This is a genomic window from Dickeya sp. MK7, assembly GCF_000406305.1.
GTDB lineage: Bacteria > Pseudomonadota > Gammaproteobacteria > Enterobacterales > Enterobacteriaceae > Dickeya > Dickeya fangzhongdai.
This window is the reverse complement of sequence record NZ_CM001984.1, coordinates 1592912-1619504: the sequence shown is the minus strand read 5'-3', so window position 1 is coordinate 1619504 and position 26593 is coordinate 1592912. Positions and strand designations below refer to the sequence as shown.

Here is a 26593-nt window from a genome sequence, read left to right as displayed (position 1 = left end):
AAAGTCGTGGCCTTTATTATTGTGGGTAGGTTAAGTGAGGCGAATAACGCGCTATCACGTCATCCGGCAACATCTTGATAAGCAGCCGCATCAGCTGCTCCGCTTCCTGATGAGTCAGGCGCGCAGTGGTTTGCGCCAGCACAATCCGCATCCCCTCCTGCTCGAAATGCTGGCAGATCGCCTGCCCTTTTTCGGTCAGCGCCAGAATCACCTGACGTTTGTCGTTGGGGTGAGGCTGCCGCAAAATCAGCTCCCGCTTCACCATCCGTTCAATCATGCGACTGAGCGCGCCGCCGTCCATCATCACGTTTTTACTCACATCCACCGGGCTGGTGAAGCCTTTATAGATACTGATCAACACCTTGAACTGGTGCGCGGTGATATCGCTGTCGGCAAAATAGTCATTCAGCAGGTTATCTTTGAACTGGTTTGCCAGGTGGATCAGCAAGCCAATCGGGTAAAGCGTGTCATTGACGGTATTGTTCATTACATAAAAACCTGACTAGGCATTAATTGAAATTGAAATTAATGCCTAGTCAGTGAAATGTCAATATCGATTCTTATTCACGCACATTCTTCCCACCGAAACGCCAACGCGGCGTGCCAAAGCGGCGATGCCCGGTCCGGTGATTTTCTGGCAGGGTGATTCTCTGGCAGGGTGATTCTCTGGCAGGGTAATTCTCTGACAAAGTGAGTCGTGGCGCTGCCGGCGTGCAGGCGTCATGCGGCCGACATAACGCCATCACGCGTTAGCGAAAGGTCATGACCGCTTGCAGCAGCGATGCTGAGTATGGATGGGAAACCGTGGATAAATCGTTAACGGCGCAGGTTTCAACGATTTCGCCCTCGCGGAAAAAAATCACGTTATTGCACAGGTACGCCGCCGCCTGTATATCATGCGTAATAAACAGGCAGGAAAGGTTAAACCGCTTTCTCAGGTCGATGAGCAGATCCAGAATCTGCACCTGCGAGGACACATCCAGCGCGCTGATGGCTTCATCCAGAATCAGCAGTTGCGGATGCGTCGCCACCGCCCGGCAAATACAGATGCGCTGAATCTGGCCGCCCGACAATTCATGGACATAACGCCCGCTGAATTCCGGCGCTAACCCGGCCAGTGCTAATAATTCGGTTATTCGGCGATCCCGCCCGGCCCGGCCGGTGGTTTTCTGCAGCAGCAGCGGTTCGGACAGCGCCTGATACACCGTCATCAGCGGATTAATCGACGACGTATAATCCTGAAACACGGCGCTAATGCGGCGCCTTCTGTTGTCGGGGGAAAAGACCGGCTCGCCCGCCAATAATATTGCCCCCCGGTCGGGCCGTTCCAGCCCGCTAATCAGGCGAGCCAGCGTACTTTTTCCGCCGCCGCTTTCGCCGATAACGCCGAGACAATCGCCGTGCTCAAGCGAGAACGAGACATTTTTTATCACCGTGCGTTTTCTTTTCGAGAAAAACTGTCCGCGGTTTTCCCAATAGCTTTTTTCAACCTGCCGAACCTCAAGCAACATGCGTCATTTCCCCATCATCTGATTGAAAGCCAGACTGAGTCGTCTGCGGGTATCAATCAGGCCGCGCGTATAATCCTGTTCGGGGTGGGCGAATACCCGTTCGGTTTCCCCCTGCTCAACGATCCGGCCGTCTTTCATCACCACCACATACTGCGCCAGCGCCCTGACCAGCGCCAGGTCATGAGAGGCGAACAGCATGGCGCTATGACTGCTTTTTTGAAGGCGGATAAACTGCTGCACGATGTGATACTGGGTAATGCCGTCAAGCGAGGTGGTCGGTTCATCCGCAATAATCAACGCCGGTTGCGACGCCAGCGCAATGGCGATCATCACGCGTTGCAGCATCCCGCCGGACAGCTGATGGGGATATTTAGCCAGTAATTCGGCCGCATCACGCAGCCCGACGTTTTCCAGCATCGCTTTCGCGCGGGCCCGGCGCTGCGCGCGCGTTAACGGGGTATGCCGTTTCAGGGTTTCATCAAGATGGTTGCCCACCGTATACAACGGATCAAACGCGCTGACGGCATCCTGCATGATCAGCGCGATCTGTTTGCCGCGAATGGTCAGCCACGCGTTGGACGAGAGCTGTTGCAAATCGCAACCGCGGAAAACCGTTTCGCCGCTGACGCGCAGCCAGGGCGGCAACAAGCCGAGCACGCTTCGGCATAACAGGCTTTTTCCACCCCCGCTCTCTCCCACGACAGCCGTACAGCAGCGTTCATGCAGCGTCAGGGTAATATCGTTGAGCAGGATGCGGCCTTTTCGCGTATCGGCAACCGAGAGCCGGTTAATCTCCAGCAATACCGGCGGCGTCATCGTGGTTCACGCTTCACAGCTTCTGCGCGGCTGACATAACCAGTGGGATCCAGCGCGTCGCGCAAAAAATCGCCGACCACATGACAGGCGGCGACCACCACGGCAATGGCGATGCCGGCGGGCAACATTTGTGTCGGGTGAGTCAGCATGACGTTTTTCGCCTCGCTGAGCATATTGCCCCATTCCGGCAGCGGCGGCTGAGCGCCCAGCCCCAGAAAAGAGAGCGCGGAAATCATCAGTATCACGCTGCCGATATCCGCGGAAGCCAGAATAACCAGGTCGGCGGCGGCGGCCGGCAATAAGTGCCTGCGCATGACATAGGCGGAAGGCGCGGCAATAACACGCGCGTAATTGACATAGTTTTTACTGCCGTACCGCAGCGTCATCCCTCTGACCATGCGCGCATACCAGGCCCATTTCGCCAGCACCACCGCCAGCAGGATATTTTGCATCCCCGGCCCGATAATCCCCACGATGGCGAAAATCATCACTTCGCCGGGAAAAGAGAGCATGGCGTCGCAAGCGCGCATCAAAAACCCGTCGATTCTGCCTTTGCAATAGCCGGCGATCAGGCCGACGATGGCGCCGGTCAGCACGGTCAACATCATGGCCGCTACGCTATAAAACACCGTGGTTCTTACGCCAAAGACCAGACGCGAAAACACACACCGGCCCAGATTATCCGTGCCGAGCGGATAGAGCAGGCTGGCGCCCTGATACTTATGCCTGACCGACGTCAACGCCGGATCATGCGGAGCGATATACGGCGCGAAGACACCGAAAATCAACACCGTCAGCAGCAGCAGACAACACAGCAAAGCCAGTCGATCCTGCGTTATTTTTTTTCCGATATTCCACGCCATGATTAGCGTTCACCCCTGATGCGCGGGTCAAGTTTGGCCTGCAACACGTCGGTCAAAAAATTAAACCCCAGGAACAGCAGCGCCATCAGCAACATGTAGGCTTGAATCATCGGATAGTCACGATTGAAGATGGCGGAAAGGCACAAGCGGCCGACGCCGGGCCAGGCAAAGATATTTTCGATCACCACCGTGCCGGCAATGAGTTTCGGAATGCTCATGCCTATCGCCACCAACGCCGCGTGCAGCGAGTTCACCAGCACATGTTTACCGATAATCAGCGGCGCAGGCAGCCCCCTCGCTCTGGCGTACAACACGTAGTTTTGCTGCAAATTACCGATCATGCTGCCCCTGATCAGGCGGATATAGGTGCCGATGTATCCCAGCATCAACGTGCATGACGGCAAAATGACCGATCGTTCTTCCTGCATACCGCCGACGGGAAACAGGTCCATGTTGACCGCCAGTCCCCACATCAACAGCAAACCAATCCAGTAATTGGGGATGGCGACCGTCAGGAAAACCACGCTGCGGACCCCTTTATCGAACGGGGTATTTTCGGTTACCGCGCAGGCGATGCCCAACGTCAGCGACAGCGTGACGATCATCAACAGCGACACCGCGGCCAGATACAGCGTGGCGGGCAGCGCCTGCATAAACTCATGCCACACCGGCTGTCGGGTGATGAACGAGGTGCCGAAATCAAGGTGCAGCACTTTCCAGAGCCATAATAAATAGCGCTGGAGAAAAGGCCGATCCAGCCCTAACTCATGACGCATCAGTTGCACCGCCGCGTCGGTCGGCACGATGTCATTCACGCGCAAGGCCACTTCGGCCGGGTCGGAAGGCACCAGATTCAGCAGCGAAAAAGCCAGAAACGACATCACCACGGCCAGCGGCGCCGTCATGAATAATCGTTTGATGAAATAAGCACGCATCAGATCCATTTTCCTCTGCATTGCCCCGGCGGGGATATCGCCCGGCGCTCAGAAATGCATGTTCTCAAAGGGAATCTCATACTGTGATGAGTTAAACGCCACCCCTTTCAGCCTGGGCGAATAGATGGCTTTGGTTCTTGAATAGGTCAGCGGGATATACACCGCTTCATCGGTCAGCAAGGTGAATAATTGTGCATAGCGATCCTGACGCTGTTTTTCATTCGGCGTCAGCAATATTTCGCCAATCAGGTTATCGATGTCCGGCTTGCGGCGTAATCCCTTCTGCGCCTGATAATCCGCATGGGCGGGAATACGAAACGACGAAATATACGAAGCCGGGTCGTAAGGCGTTCCCCATGACAACGAATATTGCAGGTCAAAGTCGCCCGATTTTTGACGGTCCAGAAAAGCCTGCTTTTCTTCTCCCAAAATAGTCAGCTGCACGCCGACTCGCTTCAGGTCATCCTGAATCAGCTCGGCAATTTCCCTTTCCGCCGCGTTATTGCGGTTATAGGACAGCATCAGCGCCAGCGCCTTGCCCTGCTTTTCCCGCACCGTTTTTCCCGCCGCCAGATGCCAGCCGGCCGCCTCCAGCAAGGTGCCTGCCTGCTGCGGATTAAACCGATAAACCGGCAAATCGATATCACAATAGGGCACACGGCGGGACAGCAGGGTATCGGCAACGCTCTCGCTATTGCCCATAATCCCGCCGGCGATCGCCGCTTTATCGATCGCGTACTGCAACGCCTGACGCACCGCTTTATCCCCGGTAATGGGACGAGCGCTATTCAGCGCCAGCGCGCGGGAGGCGACCGGCGGGCTCATCAACGTCTGGTATTTTCCCGAGGCCTGCAGCGCGGCGAAGCTGTCCATATCCAGCATATCGCCGTCGGCGCCGAAGATAAGCTGGACCGTTTCTTTTTGCAACGCCATCAGCATGGACTGCCGATCGGGCATCACGCGCCACACGACGCTATCAAGACGCGGCCGGGTTCCCCAGTAATCGGGGTTGGCGACAAACCGCGCGTATTGATTAGGTTTATGTTCCGCCAGCACCCAGGGGCCGGTTCCCACATAACCCGTTATCCCGTCTTTGGTTTTACCGCCGATAAACGCCCGGGGCGACACAAAACGAAACGGTCTGGTCAGCCCCAATTCGATTAGCGTCGGGTAATAAGGATGTTTAAGCGTGATGTCGACGCGGTAACGCTCCAGCGCGGTGACCTTATCGATCTGCTGCACCAGTTCAAGCCAGGCATGGCGCTGATAATTGTCCAGCACCGCGTTAATGTTCTGTTTGACGACATCGGCCGTCAGCGGCTCGCCATCGGTAAACCGAACATCGCGGCGTAAATTGAAAATATAGTGTTTGCCATCGGGAGATATCGTCCAGCTTTCCGCCAGCCAGGGTTTCACCCCGTCGGGGGTATTGATGACCAGCGATTCAAACACCATATTCTGGGCGGCCATTTCGCCGGCGTAGAGATGAGGATTAATATCACGAATATCTTTGGTGCTGGCGTACGCCAGTTGATTCTCAGTCGCGCCGGCGCACGCCGGGAATATGCCGGAGAACCAACACAGTATTAGCCCCACCAGCGTTATTGGCCGTATCCTAAACATCACCCTCACCCTGAAAATAAACAAGAAACGCCAACGCGCCTGCATCTTGAATTATGACGGGCATAGCCGTTTTATTTTTCCGCAACAACCATAAACATCGGCGTAGACGCGTAATTAATTTTCTCTTCGTCATCCCATAGGTTTTCGGCAATATTTTCATCGATGAAAACCTGATTAAAACCGCACGCCAGCAGGGTATGGCGATCCCACTCCGGGCGTATTTCCCGGCTCAACGGCAGCGCTCTGGCAATATTCTCCATCGCTACCGTGTCCGTGTTTGCATAGTGGTCATTAATCTTCAGACGGCGAGCATTCTGTCGATCGCGCAAATAGCCGTCACGCGCGTCGGCATTAAAAAGATGCGCGTACCAATTGGCATCGAAATTAATCAACCGACCGCCGGGCGCCAATACCCGCCGCCATTCCTGATAGGCGGCCAGCGGTTGTTTCAGATTCCAGGTGACATTGCGCGTCACCAGCACATCGAAATGATTATCGGGAAACGGCAACGTATGAACATCCGCCGTCGCTAATGTGATGTCGACGCCATAATAATCGGCATTATTTTTAGCCTGCGCCAGCATGGCGGGCGTGGCATCCACTGCGGTAACGCGATGCCCCGCCATCGCCAGCGTGACGGCGAAAAAACCCGGCCCGGTGCCGACGTCCAGTATCGTTAATACCGGCTTTTTCGGGGCGTGATGTAAAATAACGTTCTGCCATAACAGGCGTTTGCCGCCGGTTAATTCAGCGACATTAACATCGTTATATCCTTGCGCCCTTTTGCTCCAGTAATGCTTTACCTCATTGAGTAAACCATCACACGTAATATCATCCGTTAATAGTGTCACAACAGGTAGCCCTATTATTACGACAAGTGAATCTCACCCAGAAAAAGCTGCGACTGCGTTCCGCCTTTATTTAATTACGCCCTACGCGCAGAAAGAAATAGTACACCGTGAAAGAAAGGCATACCCGCCCCGCGTATGAACTTTTATAAAAATCTCATACTTCATTGAGGTAGATCATGAAAGCCAATACGCGCCAACGCCGGCAAATGCGACTGCCGGCGCGGCTAACGGCAATGATTTAGCGCCTATCCCAATAGGCTCTTATTGGGTGAGCGCGTCTGGCGCAATATCCATGTGGCGCAGCACGTCGCCCATGATGTGGCCGAAGACCGGGCCGGCGACCGACCCGCCGAAGTGTTTGCCGGCGTCGGGATGGTTGATCATCACCACCAGCGCCACCCGTGGCTGACTGGCCGGCGCCACCCCGGCGGTGTAGTTGACGTAACCGCCGTCGTATTTGCCGTCGGGCCCCATTTTCTCGGCCGTACCGGTTTTAATCGCCAGACGATAGCCGGGAACGGCGGCCGTTACCCCGCTGCCGCCGGGCAGAGCATCGCTCTCCATCATATGTACCACCGTCCTCGCCACATCCTCGTCGATCACCCGGGTGCCGAGCACCGGCGGCGTCACTTTGGTGATGGAAACCGGACGGAAGACGCCGAATGACCCAATCGTGGCGTACTCGCGCGCAATCTGCAGCGGCGTGACGCGCAGCCCGTAGCCGAATGAAAAGGTCGCGCGTTCAATGTCGGACCAGCGCTCACGATGCAACGGAAAATAGCCGCTGGTTTCACCCTCGATCCCCAATCCGCTGGCAACGCCGAGCCCAAAGCGATGATAGAGATCGACCAGCACGCTTGCCGGCATCGCCAGTGCGATATGCGACACCCCGATATCGCTGGATTTTTGCAAAATGCCGGTGATGGTCAGCCGGCTCCAGTGCCCGACGTCTTTAATCAGGTGTCCGTTGACCGGATAAGGCGTGGTGTCGATGACCGAGTCGGGCCGGATCAGATGACGTTGCAGCCCCGCCATCACCACCAGCGGTTTGACGGTCGACCCCGGCTCGAAGCTGTCCGACATCGCCACATTCCGCATGTTCTTCTGCGGCTCGCCTTCGTAATTATTGGGGTTGTAGGACGGATAGCTGGCCATACCGAGAATCTCCCCGGTGTTGACGTCAATCAGCACCGCGGCCCCGGAATCGGCCTTGTTCAGTTGCACGCCGTCACGCAGGTGCGAATAGAGAACGAACTGCAGATAACTGTCGATGCTCAGAGTCAGCGTCGGCGCCTGCTGCGCCGGATCGTCGGCCATCAGGCTGACCACGTTGCCGTAACGATCTTTGCGGTAAACCCGCAATCCCGGCTTGCCCAGCAGCAGCTTGTTGAAACTCCGTTCAATGCCGTCCAGCCCCTGCCCATCCAGCCCGACGATGCCGATAAGGTTGGATACCGCATCGCTCATCGGGTAGTAGCGGCTGGCATCGGCCGGGGTCGAGATGCCGCCGATATGCAATTGACGCACGTAATCGGCTATCCCAGCTTCGACCCGGCGTCCGATATAGAGAAAGTGACGGTGCGCATTCTCCTGAATCTTGTCTTTAATGGCGCTGAGCGGCAGCGATAACGCGGTAGATAGCGCGTTCCACTGCGCACCGGCCAGCGTCGGGTCGCTCTCCAGCACATGAATCGGATCGGCCACCACGTCATTGGAGGCCACGCTGACCGCCAGCGGATGACCGTTGCGATCGGTGATGCTGCCGCGCAGCGGTTGCATCACCAATTCACGTAGTGAACGCTGATTGGCTTCTTTCTCAAGTTGCAGGCTGGCCACTACCTGCAAATACCCGACGCGGGCCATCAACAGCACCAGGCAGACACTGATACCGACACACAATAAAACAAAGCGACCCTGAAAATAGGTCACACCCACACCTGTAGAATGTCTTTTGAGCATAAACCGCGCCAACTGAAATGAGGCTGTGTCCGCAGTGAAATCATCACCAACGATTGTCACGCCGCATTAGCGGACGCAGCCCAGAGTAAAAATACCGATTGATCGTGTGGCCGCACTATAAATGACATCGGCAAACGGTACAGAAGCAGGAAACATCCCTACGTAATTCATTAATCATTGAAATGAAAGATACAGATGAAAACAAACGCTGCCGGAAAAGCATACGCTGCCTCAACGCCGGACCCTCATAACCTCCCCTGTTCCCGGCGGCCCGGCTTGCCATGTTACGCTCCTGCATACCGCGTACTAACAATTGCTTTACTTATTAATCCTCACGGTTAAATAGCTACTATCTATCACAATATTCATGTAATTCGATTTCATCTCTGACCAGACGCTGACTAAGATGAATAGTGAATTTCAACCGAAGGACGCGAAGAACCTATCCCAATAGGCGTAATCGGCGCAGCCGGTTTGGATGCGGGAAGCCGCGCAGTACATGAGGATGTCGAGCACTGCCCGGATCCCAAATGGCAAGTAGCATTGCCTATTGCGATAGGTTCTATACCCAAAATAATTCGGGTTGCAGAAAGGCGGCAACCGAGTGAATCCCCGGGAGCTTACATAAGTAAGTGACCGGGGTGAGCGAGGGCAGCCAACGCACCTGCAACTTGAAGTATGACGGGTATAAACCACGGATTGGCGAACGAGAATTATCCGATGAAATTCAAATTATTGCGTTAGAAACTGACGCAGCACCCAATGCCAGCATTACGAGCAATTTCCTGTCCACAGCTCACTACCCGGCGGTTTTGTTCGGCCGGGTCGATGGGGACACATGAGCATGAGGTAGAGAACGCATGACAACTGAAAGCAAATGCCCATTCCATCACCAGAGTACGCCGGTTACCGCCAGCGGTAGCGGCACCGACAACCGGGACTGGTGGCCGAATCAACTGAATCTGAAAATCCTGCACCAGCACTCTTCCCTGTCCGACCCGCTGGATAAGGGCTTCAACTATGCCGAGGCGTTTGACAGCCTCGACCTCGATGCGGTTAAAAAAGACCTTCATGCCCTGATGACCGACTCGCAGGACTGGTGGCCGGCGGACTTCGGTCACTACGGTCCGTTGTTTATCCGTATGGCCTGGCACAGCGCCGGCACCTACCGAACCGGCGACGGCCGTGGCGGCGCCGGTGCGGGTCAGCAGCGTTTCGCACCGCTCAACAGCTGGCCCGATAACGTCAACCTCGACAAAGCGCGCCGCCTGCTGTGGCCGATCAAGCAGAAATACGGCCAGAAAATTTCGTGGGCCGACCTGATGATCCTCACCGGCAACGTGGCGCTGGAATCGATGGGATTCAAAACCTTCGGTTTTGCCGGCGGGCGTCCGGACGTGTGGGAACCGGAAGAAGATGTGTACTGGGGCTCGGAGACCACCTGGCTGGGCGGCGACAAGCGCTACTCCGGCGAGCGCAGTCTGGAAAACCCGCTGGCTGCGGTGCAAATGGGCCTGATTTACGTCAACCCGGAAGGCCCGAACGGCAACCCGGATCCGGTCGCCGCCGCCAAAGACATCCGCGAAACCTTCAGCCGCATGGCGATGAACGATGAAGAAACCGTGGCGCTGATCGCCGGCGGCCATACCTTCGGCAAGACCCACGGCGCGGGCGATGCTGCGCTGGTCGGCCCGGAACCGGAAGCGGCCGGCATTGAAGAACAAGGTCTGGGCTGGAAGAGCAAATTTGGCAGCGGCAAAGGCGGCGACACCATTTCCAGCGGCCTGGAAGTGACCTGGACGCAAACGCCGACCCAATGGAGCAACTACTTCTTCCAGAACCTGTTCGGCTACGAGTGGGAACTGACCAAAAGCCCGGCCGGCGCCCATCAGTGGCAACCGAAAGGCGGTGCGGGCGCCGGTGAAGTGCCGGACGCGCATGACCCGTCCAAACGCCATGTGCCTACCATGCTGACCACCGACCTGTCGCTGCGTTTCGACCCGGCGTACGAAAAAATTTCCCGTCGTTTCTACGAGAACCCGGAACAGTTTGCCGACGCGTTCGCCCGCGCCTGGTTCAAACTGACGCACCGCGACATGGGGCCGCGCGCCCGCTATCTCGGCCCGGACGTTCCGGCCGAAGAGCTGATCTGGCAGGACCCGATCCCGGCGGTTAACCACACCCTGATAAGCGAGCAGGACATCGCCACCCTGAAAGCCAGGGTGCTGGCTTCCGGTCTGAGCGTTTCCCAGTTGGTGTCGACCGCCTGGGCATCGGCGTCCACCTTCCGTGGCTCCGACAAACGCGGCGGCGCCAACGGCGCGCGCATTCGCCTCGCACCGCAGAAAGACTGGGCGGTCAACCAGCCGGACCAGTTGGCGAAGGTCCTGAGCACGCTGGAAAACATCCAGAACGAGTTCAACCGCGCCCAGTCCGACAACAAGCAAGTGTCGCTGGCCGACCTGATCGTGCTGGCCGGCGCCGTCGGGGTGGAACAAGCCGCGAAAGCCGCCGGTCATGCGGTCACCGTGCCTTTCACTCCGGGGCGGATGGATGCGTCGCAGCAACAAACCGACGTCGAGTCTTTCGCGGTGCTGGAACCGATCGCCGACGGCTTCCGCAACTACCTGAAAGGCCATTACAGCGTAGCGGCAGAAGCGCTGCTGGTGGATAAGGCGCAGTTGCTGACGCTGAGTGCGCCGGAAATGACGGTGCTGGTAGGCGGTCTGCGCGTACTGGGCGCCAATGTCGGCCAGGCATCGCACGGCGTATTCACCACTCAGCCCGGCGCGCTGACCAATGACTTCTTCGTGAACCTGCTGGACATGGGCACGACGTGGAAAGCGGCGGCAGGAACGGAAGGCGTGTTTGAAGGGCGCGATCGCGTTAGCGGCGACCTGAAGTGGACCGGCACCCGCGTCGATCTGATCTTCGGTTCCCACTCGCAACTGCGCGCGCTGGCCGAGGTCTACGGCAGTACGGACGCACAGGCGAAGTTTGTACACGACTTCGTCGCCGCCTGGACCAAAGTGATGAACCTCGATCGTTTCGATCTGGCGTAATCATCACCCCGCCCCGGCGTTTTTCGCGCCGGGGCGCACCAGACGACTATAGTCCGTGGCGACATCGCTAGTCCGTGGCGACATCGCTGGCTGGCAACGGCGCCAGCCAGAAACGACGCGCCGACATGCCCCTGAAACCAGCCCTGACCGTCCTGTTCCACCACGTTGGCTAATGCCGTTACTCCGCTTTCAATAAACATCGTCATTCCCTCACTCCATGCGGCAGGCATGTACCCCCAACATAATGTAACCGATTGATAGCGGCCGTCAGCGAGAAACCGCCTATAATTCACGATTCACGATTCACGATTCACGATTCACGATTCACGATTCACGATTCACGATTCACGCGTCGCACGACAGCCGGGTTATTCCGGCAGCGCCGACACCGTACTCCATTTTACCGAACTGATATTTTTTTCCAGACTGATGCGGCAAACGATAGCTTCAATATCTTTCTGCGACGAGGTTCTGGCGATAATTTCCGCGCTGACCTCCATTAAATTCTTATCCATATCCGAACTGCGTAATGAATGCAGATGCAGCGATACCAGATTAATCGCCTGTAATATCAGCGCACGGATAATAATTTCATCCTGCGAACCACAAATCGCTTCGACCCGATACCGGGTTTCCCGATCGGCTTCCGGCGGTTGTGGATGCTGATTCATGCGCTGAGCAAACTCACGCAATAATATATTGGCGCACAGAATAATCATGACTGCAATTACCGCCTCCCAATACAAACTTAATCCGCATAACAAACCAATCGCCGCCGAACACCATAATGTCGCCGCGGTATTCAGCCCCCGCACATTCATGCCGTCGCGCATAATCACCCCCGCGCCCAGAAAACCGATGCCGGAGACAACCTGGGCGGCAATTCGCCCGGCGCTCACCGGCTCAAACGACAGAGAGCAGAGAATAAAGGCGGCGGCGCCGGTGGCGACCAGCGCATTGGTGCGTAACCCCGCCATCCGCTGACGCCACTGACGTTCGGCGCCGATAATAGCGCCCAGCGCCATCGCCAACAGTAAGTTCAATGCAAAAATAGTCAGGTTCATGTTTATTCCCCCTGAAATTAAAATGCCACTAATGTTATTCGCCAAATCCGTTAACTCTCTGCGGATTCATGAAAAATCCATTAGAAATACAAACAAACATCATCAAAACCGTTCCAGCTGGGTATCATTAAGGTAATGCTTAGCGACAACCGCCATAAAATAAAACCATTCATAGCGATAAATCAGCCGGGAATAAGACTAAAAGCCATCCACTGCTATTTCAATTATGCAATCGTCTCACTGGAATATACTTTGGTATAGATGGCCTATACTTTTTAATCATGGACGCACCTTAGCGCTTATTATATTTTTCGCCATCATTCATCAGCGAATAAAACCGACCGATTGTTGTATTGCGACAGCGTACTGTAATGACCGTGCATTATTTCGGAAACATGACACGACATCTGCCGCAAGACATTTTTCCGGCTAATGCCTGACATTACCGCGAGGAAAATCATGCATCATCCACTTCAGAGCATTATGACTGACCAGGCCGCACGCCCTATCCGGCGGCATGCCGCGCCGTCCTACCGGGCGGACATGCTGTTTTTCACCCTGCTAGCGCTGGTGGCCGCACTGGTGGTGTACGGCATGGAACAAATGAGCCTGCCGCTCTCCATTCTGGATGCCAGCCCGGTCAGGCTCGATATCGCCCTGCTGCCCGAATACGCGCTACGCACCACCCTACGCATGTTCGTGGCGCTGGGGGTGTCGTTGCTGTTCACGCTGGTCATCGCCACGCTGGCCGCCAAGAGCCGCAAGGCCGAGATGGTGATCATCCCGGCGCTGGATATCCTGCAATCGGTGCCGGTGCTGGGGTTTCTGACCTTCACCGTTACCTTTTTCATGGGGCTGTTTCCCGGCCGCCAGTTAGGGGTGGAGTGCGCCGCCATCTTCGCCATTTTCACCAGTCAGGCCTGGAATATGGCGTTCAGTTTTTTCCAGTCGCTGCGTACCCTGCCCGGCGATCTGAGCGAAGTCAGCCAGCAATTCGGCTTCTCGCCCTGGCGGCGGTTTATCCGGCTGGAGTTGCCGTTCGCCACCCCCGGTCTGGTGTGGAACATGATGATGTCGATGTCCGGCGGCTGGTTCTTCGTGGTGGCGTCGGAAGCGATCACCGTCGGCAACACCACCGTCAGCCTGCCGGGGATCGGCTCCTGGCTGGCGCTGGCGATCGCACAGGAAAACCTGACCGCCATCGCCTGGGCGGTCGTCGCCATGACCGTGGTGATTGTGCTTTACGATCAACTGCTGTTCCGGCCGGTGGTGGCCTGGGCGGATAAGTTCCGTTTTGAGCAGACCGCCTCGCAAAAAAGACCGCGTTCCTGGGTCTACGACCTGATCCGCCGCACCCACATTTCAACGGCGATCGCCAGAGTAGTTAGCTGGCCGTTGCACGCGCTGGCGGCGTTGCGCTGGCCGCCGATGCCACGGTTTTTACGCCACACGCCCGGCCCCCGTTACAGCAAGATCACCGACCGGCTGTGGCTGGCGCTGGTGGTTATCGGCGTGCTGGCGGGCGTGGTGCAGTTGGTGCAATACATCGGCGCGTCGCTCGGCATGGCGGACGTCATCGCAGTGTTCGGCATGGGGCTGGCGACGCTGGCGCGGGTGGTGGTGCTGATCGCGCTGGCCAGCGTCATCTGGCTGCCGATCGGCGTGTGGATCGGTCTGCAGCCCAGCGTCGCCGAACGCCTGCAGCCGCTGGCGCAGTTTCTGGCCGCCTTTCCGGCCAACGTGCTGTTTCCATTCGCGGTCATCATTATTGCCGGCTTCAACCTCAATCCGGATATCTGGCTGTCGCCGCTGATGGTGCTGGGCACCCAGTGGTACATCCTGTTCAACGTGATCGCCGGCGCCGCCGCCCTGCCGACCGACCTGCTGGAAGCCGCGCGCATTTACGGTATCCGGCGCTGGCAGTGGTGGCGTCAGGTGGCGCTGCCCGGCATTTTTCCCTACTACGTGACGGGCGCGCTCACCGCTTCCGGCGGTTCCTGGAACGCCAGCATCGTGTCCGAATCCATTTCCTGGGGGAAACAGCATCTGGAAGCGACCGGCCTTGGCGCCTACATCGCCAACGCGACCACCGCGGCCGACTTTCCCCGGGTCGCGCTGGGCATCGCGGTGATGTCGGTATTTGTGATCGCCTTTAACCGCCTGCTGTGGCGCCCCCTGTACCAATTTGCCGAACGCCGTCTGCGTCTCGGGTAAGGAGAACCTCATGACTGCCCATCAACAACACTGCCTGGTGAAGGTGCAACACGTCCGGCATCTGTATGGCAAACCCGGGAGCGCCGAGCGGCTGGTGCTGGACGACGTCAACCTGACGTTGGACAACAACGAGATCGTCGGGCTGCTCGGCCGCTCAGGTTCCGGCAAGTCGACCCTGCTGCGTTCGATCGCCGGGCTGCTCACGCCGAGCGCCGGTCAGGTGGATTTTCCGCCGGGGCCGGACGGCAGGCCGACTACCGTCAGCATGGTGTTCCAGAGTTTCGCCCTGTTTCCCTGGCTGACGGTGCAGCAAAACGTCGAAGTCGGGCTGGAAGCGCAGAACGTGCCGGTGGAGCAGCGCCGTAAACGGGCGCTGGCGGCCATCGACCTGATCGGCCTCGACGGGTTTGAAAACGCCTATCCCAAGGAGTTATCCGGCGGGATGCGTCAGCGCGTCGGGCTGGCGCGCGCGCTGGTGGTGGACCCGGACATCCTGCTGATGGACGAGCCGTTTTCCGCGCTGGACGTGCTGACCGCCGAAACCCTGCGCACCGATCTGCTGGACCTGTGGGGCGAAGGCCGAATGCCGATCAAGTCCATCCTGATGGTGACGCACAATATCGAAGAAGCGGTGCTGATGTGCGATCGCATCATCCTGTTTTCCATCAACCCCGGCCGGGTGGCCTATGAAATCCGCGTCGACCTGCCGCAGCCGCGCAACCGCCAGGACCCGGCGTTTCGCGCGCTGGTTGAAGATATTTACGTTAAAATGACTTCAGATAACGGCGCAGGCGCCGCACGACAGGGGATTTTCCCCGGCGCCGGGCTGGGCATGGTGCTGCCGCTGGTGTCCACCAACTCGCTGGCCGGCCTGATCGAGGCGGTACACGCCGCGCCGTATGACGGCAAGGCCGACCTGCCCGAGCTGGCGAATGCGTTGCAGTACACCGCCGATGAACTGTTCCCGGTGGCGGAGATCCTGCAATTGCTGCGGTTCGCCGAGCTGCAGGGCGGCGACATTCGGCTGCTGCCCGCCGCCGGCCGCTACGCCGACGCCAGCGTGGATGAACGCAAACAGCTGTTCGCCCAGCATTTGCTCAATTACGTGCCGCTGGTCGCGCACATCCGACGGGTGCTGGACGAACGTTCGTCGCGCACCGCCCCAGCCCGCCGCTTTCGCGACGAACTGGAGGATTTCATGTCGGAAATCGACGCGGCGCGAACCCTGAATTCGGTCACGCAATGGGGACGTTACGCGGAACTGTTCGCCTATGACGAAACCCACGACCAGTTCAGTCTGGAAAACCCGTCGTAATCACGCGCCGCCGGCGGTGGGATCGACACAGAAAAGGGTCCTTGACGATGAGTGAGAAAACGCGCGTCGGCCACGCTGCCGCAACGCTGCGGGTGATTCCGCTGGTGCTGATGGCGGTGGGTATCGCGGTGGTGGATACCCTCACCAAGCTGGAGATCGCGGTGGGAGTGTTTCAGATCGCCATCGTGCTGCTGGCGGTGCGCGTTTTGACCCCGCGCGGCGTCACCGCCATCGCGGCGCTGTGCATCGTGCTGACGCTGCTTAGTTATAAGCTCAGCAAGCCCGACGGCAGCGAGTCCAGCCTGATCAACTGCGGCATCAGCCTGCTGGCGATCACGCTGTCGACCTATCTGGCGTTGAAAATGTCGGCCGCCATCAACGCGTTTCATGAAGCGCGCGCCCAGTTGGCGCAGATCTCCCGCGTTAATCTGATGGGCGAACTGACCGCGTCGATCGCCCATGAGGTTAACCAGCCGCTGGCCTCCATCGTCACCAGCGGCAACGCCTGCCTGCGCTGGCTCAACGCCACGCCGGCCAATCAGGCGCGCGCGGAACTGGCGGTACAGCGCATCATCAACGACGCCAACCGCGCCAGCGAAATTATCGCCCGCATCCGCGGATTCGCCAGCCGCACGCCCCCGCACAAGGCCTGGCTGAACATCACCGATACCATCGACGAAATGCTGCTGTTGATTCGCACCGAACTGATACAGCAGCGTATTTTGTTTAGCTTCAACGTGACGGAAGGGCTGCCGCCCATTCTGGCGGACAAGATCCAGATTCAGCAGGTGCTGATGAACCTGATCCTGAATGCGGTGGATGCCATCGACGCCGCCAATACCGAACAACGCGCGCTCTCGGTCACCGTGGACCGCGATAACAGCGGTGATATCCGCTTTGCGGTCTGCGATCATGGCGTCGGGTTTAAACCGGAAGAAAGCGAGCGGCTGTTCGACACCTTTTTCACCACCAAATCGACCGGCATGGGCATGGGCCTGACCATCAGCCGATCAATCATCGAAACCCACGGCGGCCGGATCTGGGCCAGCGCCAATACCGACGGCGGCGCCACCTTCTACTTCACCCTGCCGGGGACGGAAAAAAAGCGCCATGAACAACACCATTCTGAATGAACACGCGCCGATCGTGTATATCGTCGATGATGACGCATCGGTGCGGGCTGCGTTGGAAGACCTGCTGGCGTCGGTCGGGCTGGAGAGCCATGCGTTCGAGTCGCCGCAACAGTTTATCAGCGCGCCCCGCCCTGACCGGCCGGGCTGCCTGATTCTGGATGTACGGATGCCGGGCATGAGCGGGCTGGATTTTCAGGATGACATGCACCGCCACGGCATCACGCTGCCGGTGATTTTTATTACCGCCCACGGCGACATTCCGATGTCGGTGCGCGCCATGAAAGCGGGCGCGCTGGAATTTCTGACCAAACCGTTTCGCGAGCAGGACCTGCTCGACGCCATCCAGAAAGGGCTGGAGCGGGATGGCGAACAACGCCGTCAGGCCGATATTCAGGCCAGACTACAGGCGTGCCACGACAGCCTGACCGCCGGCGAACAGCAGGTGCTGGAACAGGTGGTGACCGGGCAGTTGAACAAGCAAATCGCCGCGCAACTGGGCGTCAGCGAGGTGACGGTGAAAGTGCGGCGTGCGGCGGTAATGCGCAAAATGAACGCCGACTCGCTGGCCGAGCTGGTGCGGCTGTACGATGCGTTGAAGAAGAACGCACAGGGGTGATTTGGCTTTATTGCTCGTCTGTCTTTATTTCGATAAACATCGTCCTGATTTGATAATACCAGCCACAGCGGAAGGCGCGATAATCAACGCCGTTATCCATTCACCTTCATCCGCTGGCAGACAATTTCATGCGTACGTTCATTACCCGTTTCTGGCATCAGGCCCGGGCGTTTTTACTGATTTATGCCTGTTTATACCTCGGTATCGGCGTGTCCGCCGTGTTGCCCATCACCCTGCCGGGCAGCATCATCGGCATGCTGATCCTGTTTCTGTTGTTGTCGTTGCAGATTATCCCGGCACAGTGGGTCAAACCGGGGTGCCATGTGCTGATCCGCTATATGGCGCTGTTGTTCGTGCCGATTGGCGTCGGCGTGATGCAGTATTTCGACCTGCTGCGCGCCCAGTTCGCGCCGGTAATCATTTCCTGCGCCGCCAGTACGCTGGTGGTGCTGATCACCGTAAGCAGCTGCTCGCATCTGATCCACGGGCGTAAACCGGCTCGCCATCAGGCCGATGCGGAAAAAGGAGCCGACCATGCTGCATGATATCGTCTGGTCGCTGCCGCTGACGCTGCTGGTGTTCTTTCTGGCGCGCCGCCTGTCCATGCGACTGAATACGCCGTTGTTAAACCCGTTGCTGGTTTCTATGGTGGTGCTGATCGCGTTTCTGCTGGTCAGCCACATCCCTTACGAACGCTATTTCCGGGGCAGTTCGGTGCTCAACAGCCTGCTACAACCGGCGGTGGTGGCGCTGGCGTTTCCGCTGTACGAACAACTGCACCAGATTCGCATGCGCTGGAAGTCGATCATCACCGTCTGCTTTCTCGGTAGCGTAGTGGCGATGGTCACCGGTACCTGGATTGCGCTGCGGCTGGGCGCGACGCCGGCGATTGCCGCCTCGATCCTGCCCAAATCGGTCACCACGCCGATCGCGATGGCGGTGGGCGGCAGCATCGGCGGCATCCCGGCCGTCAGCGCGGTGTGCGTGATCTTTGTCGGCATCCTCGGCGCGGTGTTCGGGCACACGCTGCTCAACGCGATGCGGATTCACACCAAAGCATCGCGCGGGCTGGCGATGGGCACCGCCTCGCACGCGCTCGGCACCGCCCGCTGCGCCGAACTGGATTATGAAGAAGGCGCGTTCAGTTCGCTGGCGCTGGTGATCTGCGGCATTATCACCTCGCTCATGGCGCCGTTGCTGTTTCCGCTGTTGGTCGCCCTCGCGCGCTAATCCGTACCGAAAAAAGTCGCGCAACCAGGCGGGCGACACGGGCGTTAATAGCGCGTCGGCGGCACGCCGAACATCTGACGGAATGCGAAGGTAAACGAGGCGGTGCTGGCATACCCCAGTTCCAGCGCCACCTGCGTCACGCTGCGGTTGTTCTTTAGCATCACCACCGACTCCAGCAGCCGCATGCGTTTCTTCCACTCGCTAAACGCCACCCCGGTTTCCTTTTTGAAACGGCGTGAAAAGGTGCGCACCGACATCCCGGTGCGCGCGGCCCATTCCTCAATGCCGTGAGCCGCATCCGGCGTCTGCTGAATATCGCGGCATACCCGCATCAGCGTGGCCGAATACGGCCACGACAGCGAAAACCCGGCATCCGGCAGCTGTCGCAGCAACGTGGTCAGCACCCGCACCAGCCTGGCGTCATCGCCGTCGTGGTCGTACTGTTCCGGCACATGCCCGGTGGCGTAGTGGATAAACTCACGGATGAAATCGCTGACCAGCACCACCTTGCAGCCGCTGTGGTCGATAGCCACGTAATCCGGCTCGATATACAGACTTTCCAGCAGTACGTCGCTGCTCGCCAGAACGCGGTGCGGCACATGCGCCGGAATCCAGACGCCGTACAGCACCGGTACGATCAGCGTCTTGCCTTCAATCTCCACCCGCATTCCCCCTTCCCGCGCATAGAGAAATTCGACAAACGGGTGCTGATGCAGCGCCACTTCCGTCTCCTTCGCCAGCGGGTAGGTGCGAAAGTAGACCGGCCGCGGCAGCGTGAGCAATACCGGTGCGGGCTGCCCGGCCACCGGCAAACGGGGGGGAGAAACAAACGAACGGGACATGACAGACTGGCCTCTACTCGATGAAGTTTGTCTCAATAGGGTAACGCAGGCCAGCCCAATTTGCCCGATAATCAGCATCTATTCAGCAGGCGCCAGCTTATGACCTGATGAACAAATTCTCTGTGATTGTACGATTTTTCAAACCAGAAAATGGATTGAGGAATAACTCATGGAAGCGACATTATTTTTATGTCACGGCCGTTCGCCGTTTTTAGTCACGCATTGTCCGTCTTTTGATGGAATACGTCATTTTGCCGACAGCAGCACGATGTCATCCGAAACAACAGTACCTCAGTAGTCATTAGCATTAGCGATAACCAATTGAATTTACTGTTAAGGGAGACATCATGAGTAATGTATGCATCGTTGATGATATCAGCGAGAAAAATGATTGGCGGCGTATTGCGCAGGAATTATTGAATCAGGCCGGCATTACCATTAACGGCGCCGAACCCTGGGATATTCAGGTTAACGATTCACGCTTTTTCAAACGAGTATTACAGCAGGGTTCTCTTGGTCTGGGCGAAAGTTACATGGAAGGCTGGTGGGACTGTCCGCGGCTCGATATGTTCTTTCACCGGATACTCACCGCCCGGCTGGATGAACAACGCCCGTCACGCTGGCGCGATCTGATGCGCATCGCACTGGCACGGTTGGTCAACCTGCAATCCCGCAAACGCGCCTGGCAGGTCGGCAAAGTGCACTACGACCTCGGCAACGACCTGTTCAGCCATATGCTCGACCCCTACATGCAATATTCATGCGGCTACTGGAAACAGGCCGACACGCTTGGCGACGCCCAGCAGGACAAACTGGCGCTGATTTGCGAAAAACTACAGCTCAAACCAGGCATGACGCTGCTGGATATCGGCTGCGGCTGGGGCGGACTGGCGGTGTACGCCGCCCAGCATTACGGCGTAACCGTACATGGCGTTACCATTTCCGCGGAGCAGAAAGCCTTTGTGGAAGCGCGCTGTTGCGGGCTGGATATCCATATTCTGTTGCAGGATTACCGCGATCTGCGCCAGCAGTACGACCGCATTGTCTCCGTCGGCATGTTTGAGCATGTGGGGCCGAAAAATTACGCTACATATTTTGAGGTGGCGGATAGGTGCCTGAAGCCGGACGGCCTGTTCCTGTTGCATACCATTGGCTCGAATAAAACCGCTCATAACGTTGACCCGTGGATTAATAAATACATTTTTCCCAACGGCTGCCTGCCATCCATTAAACAGATTGCCAACACCAGCGAACCCTATTTTGTGATGGAAGACTGGCACAACTTCGGCGCCGATTACGATAAAACCCTGATGGCCTGGCTGGCTCGTTTTACCGAAGCCTGGCCGCAACTGGCTGCCGATTATTCGCCCGCATTCCGGCGTATGTTTAGTTATTACCTGACCGCCTGCGCCGGCGCTTTTCGGGCCAGAAACATTCAGCTATGGCAAGTCCTCTTTAGCCGGGGCGTCACGCACGGGTTGTGCGTACCGCGCTGAGTGTTCAGGCCGCAGGTGCGGGCCAGTGAACTCATGACGATAAGCACCATACTTATTTTTAAACCGCTTGTTTAAACCGATACGTCGTTAACCCATACAAACTGGAAGCTAAAACAACATGAACGTTAATTTCTTTGTCACCTGCATCGGCGATGCGCTCAAATCGCGCATGGCGCGTGACAGCGTGCTGCTGCTGGAACAGCTCGGCTGTCGCGTTAACTTTCCCGAGCGGCAAGGCTGCTGCGGGCAGCCTGCCATCAACAGCGGGTATATCCGCGACGCGCTGCCGGGCATGAAAACGCTGATTGCCACGCTGGAAGAGAACGATGACCCGATTATTTCGCCCGCCGGGTCCTGCACCAACGCCATCCGCCATTATGCCGACTGGCTGACTGAAGAGCCGGAGTGGGCCCGCCGCGCCGAACGGGTCGCCGGCCGGATGGTCGACCTCACCTCATTTATCGTCAACCGGCTCGGCGTCACCGATGTCGGCGCCCGCCTGCCGGGCAAGGCGGTCTATCACCCCTCCTGCAGCCTGTTTCGCAAAATGGGCGTGCGCGAAGAACCGCTGACGCTGCTGCGTCAGGTGCGCGGTCTGGAACTGTTGCCGTTTCATGCGCAGGAAACCTGCTGCGGCTTCGGCGGCACTTTTTCCGTCAAAATGGCGGAGATCTCCGGTGAAATGGTGAAAGAAAAGGTGGCGCACATCATGGAAGCCAAACCGGACTACCTGATCGGCGCCGATGTCAGTTGCCTTATCAATATCGGCGGACGACTGCGGCGTGAAGGGCACGCCGTTCAGGTATTGCATATCGCCGAAGTGCTGATGAGCCGTTAAGGAGACGCCATGTACCTCAAAACCAGCAACCTGCCGTTTCGCGAGCGTATCCGTCAGCAGATCGACGACCCTATCATGCGTCAGGCGGTCGCCAACGCGCAGGAACGCATCGGCGCCAACCGCCAGAAAATGGTCGATGAACTGGGCCAGTGGGATGTCTGGCGCACGCGGGCGGCGCAGATTCGCGCCCACGTGCTCGATAATCTCGATGCCTACCTGTACCAGCTGTCGGAACAGGTGACCGCCAACGGCGGCAAGGTCTTTTTTGCCGCAACGCGCGAAGACGCCACCCGGTATATTCTGCAGGTGACGCAAGCCAAACAGGCCCGCAAAGTGGTGAAATCCAAGTCCATGGTGACCGAGGAAATCGGCATGAACGCCGTGCTGCAGGACGCCGGGATCGAGGTGGTGGAAACCGATCTGGGCGAGTACATCCTGCAACTGGACAAAGACGCGCCCTCCCACGTAGTGGTGCCCGCCATCCACAAGGATCGCCATCAAATTCAGCGCGTACTGCAACAGCGGCTGGGCTACGACGGCCCGGAAACGCCGGAAGCGATGACGCGCGTTATTCGCCAGAAAATCCGTGCAGACTTCCTCAGCGCCGAGGTAGGGATCACCGGCTGCAACTTCGCCGTAGCGGAAACCGGCACCGTCAGTCTGGTGAGCAACGAAGGCAACGCCCGGCTATGCACCACCCTGCCCCGCACCCACATCGCCGTCATGGGAATGGAGCGCATTGTGCCCACCTTTGACGAGCTGGACGTGATCCTCACCATGCTGGCGCGCAGCGCGGTCGGCGCCCGGCTGACCGGCTACAACACCTGGCTGACCGGCCCCAAAGGCAGCGGCGACGTTGACGGCCCGGAGGAGTTTCATCTGGTGATCGTCGACAACGGCCGCTCGCAGGTGCTGGGCTCGCCGTTCCACGACATTCTGCGTTGCATCCGCTGCGGCGCCTGCATCAACACCTGTCCCGCCTACCGCCATATCGGCGGCCACGGCTACGGCTCTATCTATCCCGGCCCGGTCGGCGCGGTGCTGTCGCCATTGCTGGGCGGGTATGAGGATTTCAAACACCTGCCTTACGCCTGCTCGCTGTGCACCGCCTGCGACGACGTCTGCCCGGTGCGTATTCCGCTGTCCTCGCTGATCCTGCAACACCGGCGCGTACTGGCGGAACAGGGCATGACGCCCGCCGCCGAGCGCCGCACCGTTCGGTTGTTCAACTACGCCAACCGCCATCCGGGGATGTGGAAAGTCGGCATGGTGGCGGGCGCGCACGCCGCGCGCTGGCTTATTCGCGACGGCAAGATGCCGTTTAACATCGGCGCCATCAGCGAATGGACCGCCGCCCGCGACCTGCCGGACGCCGACGGCGAAAGCTTCCGCAGTTGGTTCAAACAGCATCAGCGCCAGACCAAGGAGAAACGCTAATGGAAAACCGCGACGCCTTTCTATCGACCCTGGCCCGCCAGCTCGGCCGCGAGCCACGCCAAACGCCGCCGCCGTTGCCGCCGCTGGACAACGACCCGGCCCGCACCCGCCTGACCGAACTGACGCCGCAACAACGCTGCGACGCCTTTATCGACTACGCCGGCAACGTGATGCAGGCGCATTGTGAGCTGACCCCGCAGGCAGAGGTGGCGCAGGCCGCCGGGCGGCTGTGCCAGCGTTATGGCGGCGCGCCGGTGCTGGTCAGCGGCGACGCGCGTCTGGCGGAGCTGGGCGTAACCGACCACCTGCGGCAGCTGTATCAGGCGCAGTGTTGGGACCCGACGGCCGGCGAGGAAAATCTGCGGCTGGCGACGCAGGCCCGCATCGGCGTGGTGTACGCCGAGTACGGGCTGACCGAATCCGGCGGCGTAGTGTTATTCTCCACACCGCAACAAGGGCGCGCCATCAGCCTGCTGCCGGAGTCCACGCTGTTTATTGTGCGCAAAAGCTGCCTGCTGCCGCGCGTGGCGCAACTGGCGCAGCATCTGCGCCGGCGGGCGCAACAGGGCGAACCGCTACCGTCGTGCATCAACCTGATCGCCGGCCCCAGTTCTACCGCCGATATCGAACTGATCAAGGTAGTGGGGGTACACGGGCCGCTGAATGCGGCGTACCTGATTATTGAAGACTGCTGATAACCGCGCCGCGTGACTCATCAGGCTGACCGCGAAGGGGTATGCGAGATTCACCTCCCCATTATTGCCCCCTCTAACGAGGGGGCAAGGTCAGATTTACTCCAGCCCCAGCCGCGCGTTAAGCCGGTCGATCTGCTCACGCCATTGCGCCTGCAGCGCTGGTTTCTGGTGTTTTGCCTTACGCGCCAGATCCTCGGCCAGCCGGTTTTCCAACTCAACCAGTTGCGCCAGCAGCACGTCTGCCGCATCGCCATGCTCCGGCTGCGCCGCTAACGGTTGCGCCGAACGTACCGCCGCGTCTTCGGGCTGTGCGCCCAGACGCTGATAGACCTGATCCAGGTCGTGCCACTCGCTCAACTCGCCCTGCTCAACCAGCCAGAAACGGTTGCAACTTTGGCTAATCAGCGCCCGATCGTGCGTCACCAGCAGCACGCCGCCGCCAAAGGTTTGCAGCGTGTCGGCCAACGCTTCTTTGCCCTCCATGTCCAGATGGTTGGTCGGCTCGTCCAGCATCAGCAACCCGTAGCGCGCCAGCGACAGCCCGACGAACAGTAGCCGGGCGCGTTCGCCGCCGCTCAGGGTCGCGACCGTCTGCTGATGGCGCGACCACGGAAAGCCGGCGCTAATCAGCGCCATCTTGCGGTCCTGCGCCAGCGGAGCGAACGGCGCCAGCGCATCAAACAGCGTATCGTCGTCACGCAGTTGATGCAGCGTCTGGTCGTAATACCCCAGCCGAACGCGCGGGTGCAGGCGAATCGCCTCGTCCGTCGTCGGCTGCTGGTACTGCCGCCACAGCAGACGCAGCAACGATGACTTACCACAGCCGTTGCGGCCGATAATCGCCACCCGGTCGCCGCTTTTCACCCGCTGCAACGGCAGGGTAAACAGCGGCGGGCACGCCGCCGCCGGGCTCACCGCCAACGCCGTCATTTCCAGCAGGCGATCGGCGGCCAGCGCTTCGCCGTGTAGCGCCAGCCGCCACTGGCTGCCGGCGGTCAGCTCGGTCTGCTCATCCTTCAGCCGTTCGATGTGCTTTTCCATCTGCTTGGCTTTGCGCGCCAGATCTTCGTTATCGTAGACCTTGCCCCAGATGGCCAGCCGTTTGGCGCTGGCGGTAACACGGTCGATTTCCTTCTGTTCCGCTTTGTGGCGCAACGCATCGCTGCGATCGCGCTCCGTCAGCGCCGCCCGGGCGGCGCTACAGGGCAGCGCAAAGTAATGCAACTGCCGGTCGCGCAGGATATAGCTGCCGTTGGTGACGTTATCCAGCAGTTGGCTGTCGTGGGAAACCAGCACAAAGCTGCCGCTCCAATGTTGCAGGGACTGCTCCAGCCACAGCAGCGTCGGCAAATCCAGATGGTTGCTCGGCTCGTCCAGCAATAGCAGGTCCGGCGAGGTGATCAATGCCCGCGCCAGCAGCAGCCGGGTGTGCTGGCCGCCGCTCAGGGTGCCGGCGCAAAGCAGCCAGTCCCGTTCGCCGAATCCCATCTCCGCCAGCAAGGCTTCGGCCCGCCAGCGATCGCTGGCGCGTTCAGCCTCGGGCAGACGGGCCAGCACCGCCTCCAGCATCGTCAGCGGATGCAACGCCGCCGGCAGATGCTGCTCAACGCGCGCCAACAGGCAATGATGGGCTTGCGTTACGCTACCGCGAGCCGGCGTCAACGTGCCGTCCAGCAGTTTTAGCAGCGTGCTTTTGCCGCAGCCGTTATGGCCGATAAGACCGAGACGGTCGCCTTTGTTCAGGGTAAAAGAAACGTCGTTCAGCAGAGTGCCGAAAGGAGTATCCACGCTCAGGGCGTGTACTGTCAGTAAAGTGCTCATTGCTTACTCAAGAGTTATAGGCATAAAAATGCCTCGTCAACACATCGCTGACGATAACCCGGTAAGCCCGAGGGAAGGAGAAATGCGGTTTGCTTCGCTCAAGCCACCGTTATCGCAGCACGATATCGATAACGCTTGAGCAGCGGCGATCGCCAAAAGGATGTGAAGTGTTAAACATTTCACAGCGCAGCATGATGGTCCTCCTTATGTTTATCCGTAGGTTAATCGATGACCGGATTGTAGCGGCAACGGGCGGGCTTCGCCACCCGTCA

22 protein-coding genes are annotated in these 26593 nt (G+C 58.7%); 11 read left to right on the top strand and 11 right to left on the bottom strand.

Annotated features, from left to right (window positions below; translation table 11 throughout):
• Positions 1–16 precede the first annotated feature (16 nt).
• The 8 genes from DXXMK7_RS07065 to ftsI form a co-directional block, all read right to left on the bottom strand.
• Positions 17–487 (bottom strand): MarR family transcriptional regulator, encoded by a 471-nt coding sequence (locus DXXMK7_RS07065; RefSeq protein WP_038918460.1) that lies wholly within the window; start codon positions 485–487, stop codon positions 17–19.
• Between the two features lie 262 nt (positions 488–749).
• Complete coding sequence (locus DXXMK7_RS07060; protein ID WP_038918459.1) at positions 750–1511, bottom strand: ABC transporter ATP-binding protein; 762 nt, start codon at positions 1509–1511, stop codon at positions 750–752.
• Positions 1512–1514: 3 nt separating this feature from the next.
• Complete coding sequence (locus DXXMK7_RS07055) at positions 1515–2327, bottom strand: ABC transporter ATP-binding protein (protein WP_038918458.1); 813 nt, start codon at positions 2325–2327, stop codon at positions 1515–1517.
• The gene (gene opp1C / locus DXXMK7_RS07050; protein ID WP_038918456.1) at positions 2324–3190 is read right to left on the bottom strand and encodes a nickel/cobalt ABC transporter permease; all 867 of its coding nucleotides are present in this window, start codon (positions 3188–3190) and stop codon (positions 2324–2326) included. Before opp1C ends, DXXMK7_RS07055 begins: the two co-directional genes overlap by 4 nt.
• Positions 3191–3192: 2 nt before the next feature.
• Positions 3193–4125 carry a nickel/cobalt ABC transporter permease gene (opp1B, locus tag DXXMK7_RS07045; RefSeq protein ID WP_038920873.1) on the bottom strand — a complete coding sequence of 311 codons (933 nt, stop codon included), beginning with the start codon at positions 4123–4125 and terminating at the stop codon, positions 3193–3195.
• Between the two features lie 48 nt (positions 4126–4173).
• Positions 4174–5748, bottom strand: a complete 1575-nt coding sequence (gene nikA, locus DXXMK7_RS07040; protein WP_193745942.1) for a nickel ABC transporter substrate-binding protein — start codon at positions 5746–5748, stop codon at positions 4174–4176.
• 71 nt (positions 5749–5819) lie between these two features.
• Entirely contained in the window at positions 5820–6599 is a 780-nt protein-coding gene (locus DXXMK7_RS07035; RefSeq protein WP_038918455.1) for a class I SAM-dependent methyltransferase, read from the bottom strand.
• Between the two features lie 261 nt (positions 6600–6860).
• Complete coding sequence (ftsI, locus tag DXXMK7_RS07030; protein ID WP_049842689.1) at positions 6861–8558, bottom strand: peptidoglycan glycosyltransferase FtsI; 1698 nt, start codon at positions 8556–8558, stop codon at positions 6861–6863.
• An 860-nt stretch (positions 8559–9418) separates the two neighbouring features.
• Between ftsI and katG the strand changes: the two genes are divergently transcribed.
• Entirely contained in the window at positions 9419–11620 is a 2202-nt protein-coding gene (gene katG / locus DXXMK7_RS07025; protein WP_038918454.1) for a catalase/peroxidase HPI, read from the top strand.
• Positions 11621–11988: 368 nt separating this feature from the next.
• On the opposite strand, the gene DXXMK7_RS07020 is transcribed toward katG, so the two are convergent.
• Positions 11989–12684 (bottom strand): MgtC family protein, encoded by a 696-nt coding sequence (locus DXXMK7_RS07020; protein WP_038918453.1) that lies wholly within the window; start codon positions 12682–12684, stop codon positions 11989–11991.
• 459 nt (positions 12685–13143) lie between these two features.
• On the opposite strand from DXXMK7_RS07020, the gene DXXMK7_RS07015 reads away from it, so the two are divergent.
• From DXXMK7_RS07015 to DXXMK7_RS06990, 6 genes are all read left to right on the top strand, one after another.
• A complete protein-coding gene (locus DXXMK7_RS07015) occupies positions 13144–14898 on the top strand; it encodes an ABC transporter permease subunit (protein ID WP_038918452.1) in 1755 nt (584 codons plus the stop codon).
• 10 nt (positions 14899–14908) lie between these two features.
• Entirely contained in the window at positions 14909–16213 is a 1305-nt protein-coding gene (locus DXXMK7_RS07010; RefSeq protein ID WP_038918451.1) for an AAA-associated domain-containing protein, read from the top strand.
• Positions 16214–16260: 47 nt separating this feature from the next.
• Positions 16261–17346 carry a sensor histidine kinase gene (locus DXXMK7_RS07005; RefSeq protein WP_038918450.1) on the top strand — a complete coding sequence of 362 codons (1086 nt, stop codon included), beginning with the start codon at positions 16261–16263 and terminating at the stop codon, positions 17344–17346.
• A complete protein-coding gene (locus tag DXXMK7_RS07000; protein WP_038918449.1) occupies positions 17324–17962 on the top strand; it encodes a response regulator transcription factor in 639 nt (212 codons plus the stop codon). The genes DXXMK7_RS07005 and DXXMK7_RS07000 overlap by 23 nt, the downstream gene beginning before the upstream one ends.
• Positions 17963–18090: 128 nt before the next feature.
• Complete coding sequence (locus tag DXXMK7_RS06995) at positions 18091–18507, top strand: CidA/LrgA family protein (RefSeq protein ID WP_038660347.1); 417 nt, start codon at positions 18091–18093, stop codon at positions 18505–18507.
• On the top strand, positions 18497–19192 hold the full coding sequence (locus DXXMK7_RS06990; protein WP_038660350.1) for a CidB/LrgB family autolysis modulator: 696 nt from the start codon (positions 18497–18499) through the stop codon (positions 19190–19192). The genes DXXMK7_RS06995 and DXXMK7_RS06990 overlap by 11 nt, the downstream gene beginning before the upstream one ends.
• A gap of 44 nt (positions 19193–19236) precedes the next feature.
• Here the strand turns inward: DXXMK7_RS06990 and DXXMK7_RS06985 are convergent, their stop codons facing one another.
• Entirely contained in the window at positions 19237–20034 is a 798-nt protein-coding gene (locus DXXMK7_RS06985; protein WP_038918448.1) for an AraC family transcriptional regulator, read from the bottom strand.
• A gap of 347 nt (positions 20035–20381) precedes the next feature.
• Here DXXMK7_RS06985 and cfa point away from each other — a divergent pair, with 347 nt between their 5' ends.
• The 4 genes from cfa to DXXMK7_RS06965 all read left to right on the top strand — a co-directional run bounded on the left by cfa (position 20382) and on the right by DXXMK7_RS06965 (position 24500).
• Entirely contained in the window at positions 20382–21530 is a 1149-nt protein-coding gene (cfa, locus tag DXXMK7_RS06980; RefSeq protein ID WP_038918447.1) for a cyclopropane fatty acyl phospholipid synthase, read from the top strand.
• Between the two features lie 118 nt (positions 21531–21648).
• Positions 21649–22368: a (Fe-S)-binding protein gene (locus tag DXXMK7_RS06975; protein ID WP_038918446.1), complete on the top strand. Its 720-nt coding sequence runs from the start codon at positions 21649–21651 to the stop codon at positions 22366–22368.
• 9 nt (positions 22369–22377) lie between these two features.
• Entirely contained in the window at positions 22378–23805 is a 1428-nt protein-coding gene (locus DXXMK7_RS06970; RefSeq protein WP_038918445.1) for a LutB/LldF family L-lactate oxidation iron-sulfur protein, read from the top strand.
• Positions 23805–24500 carry a lactate utilization protein C gene (locus DXXMK7_RS06965; protein WP_038918443.1) on the top strand — a complete coding sequence of 232 codons (696 nt, stop codon included), beginning with the start codon at positions 23805–23807 and terminating at the stop codon, positions 24498–24500. Before DXXMK7_RS06970 ends, DXXMK7_RS06965 begins: the two co-directional genes overlap by 1 nt.
• 96 nt (positions 24501–24596) lie before the next feature.
• Here the strand turns inward: DXXMK7_RS06965 and DXXMK7_RS06960 are convergent, their stop codons facing one another.
• A complete protein-coding gene (locus DXXMK7_RS06960) occupies positions 24597–26321 on the bottom strand; it encodes an ABC-F family ATP-binding cassette domain-containing protein (protein WP_038918442.1) in 1725 nt (574 codons plus the stop codon).
• Positions 26322–26593 lie beyond the last annotated feature (272 nt).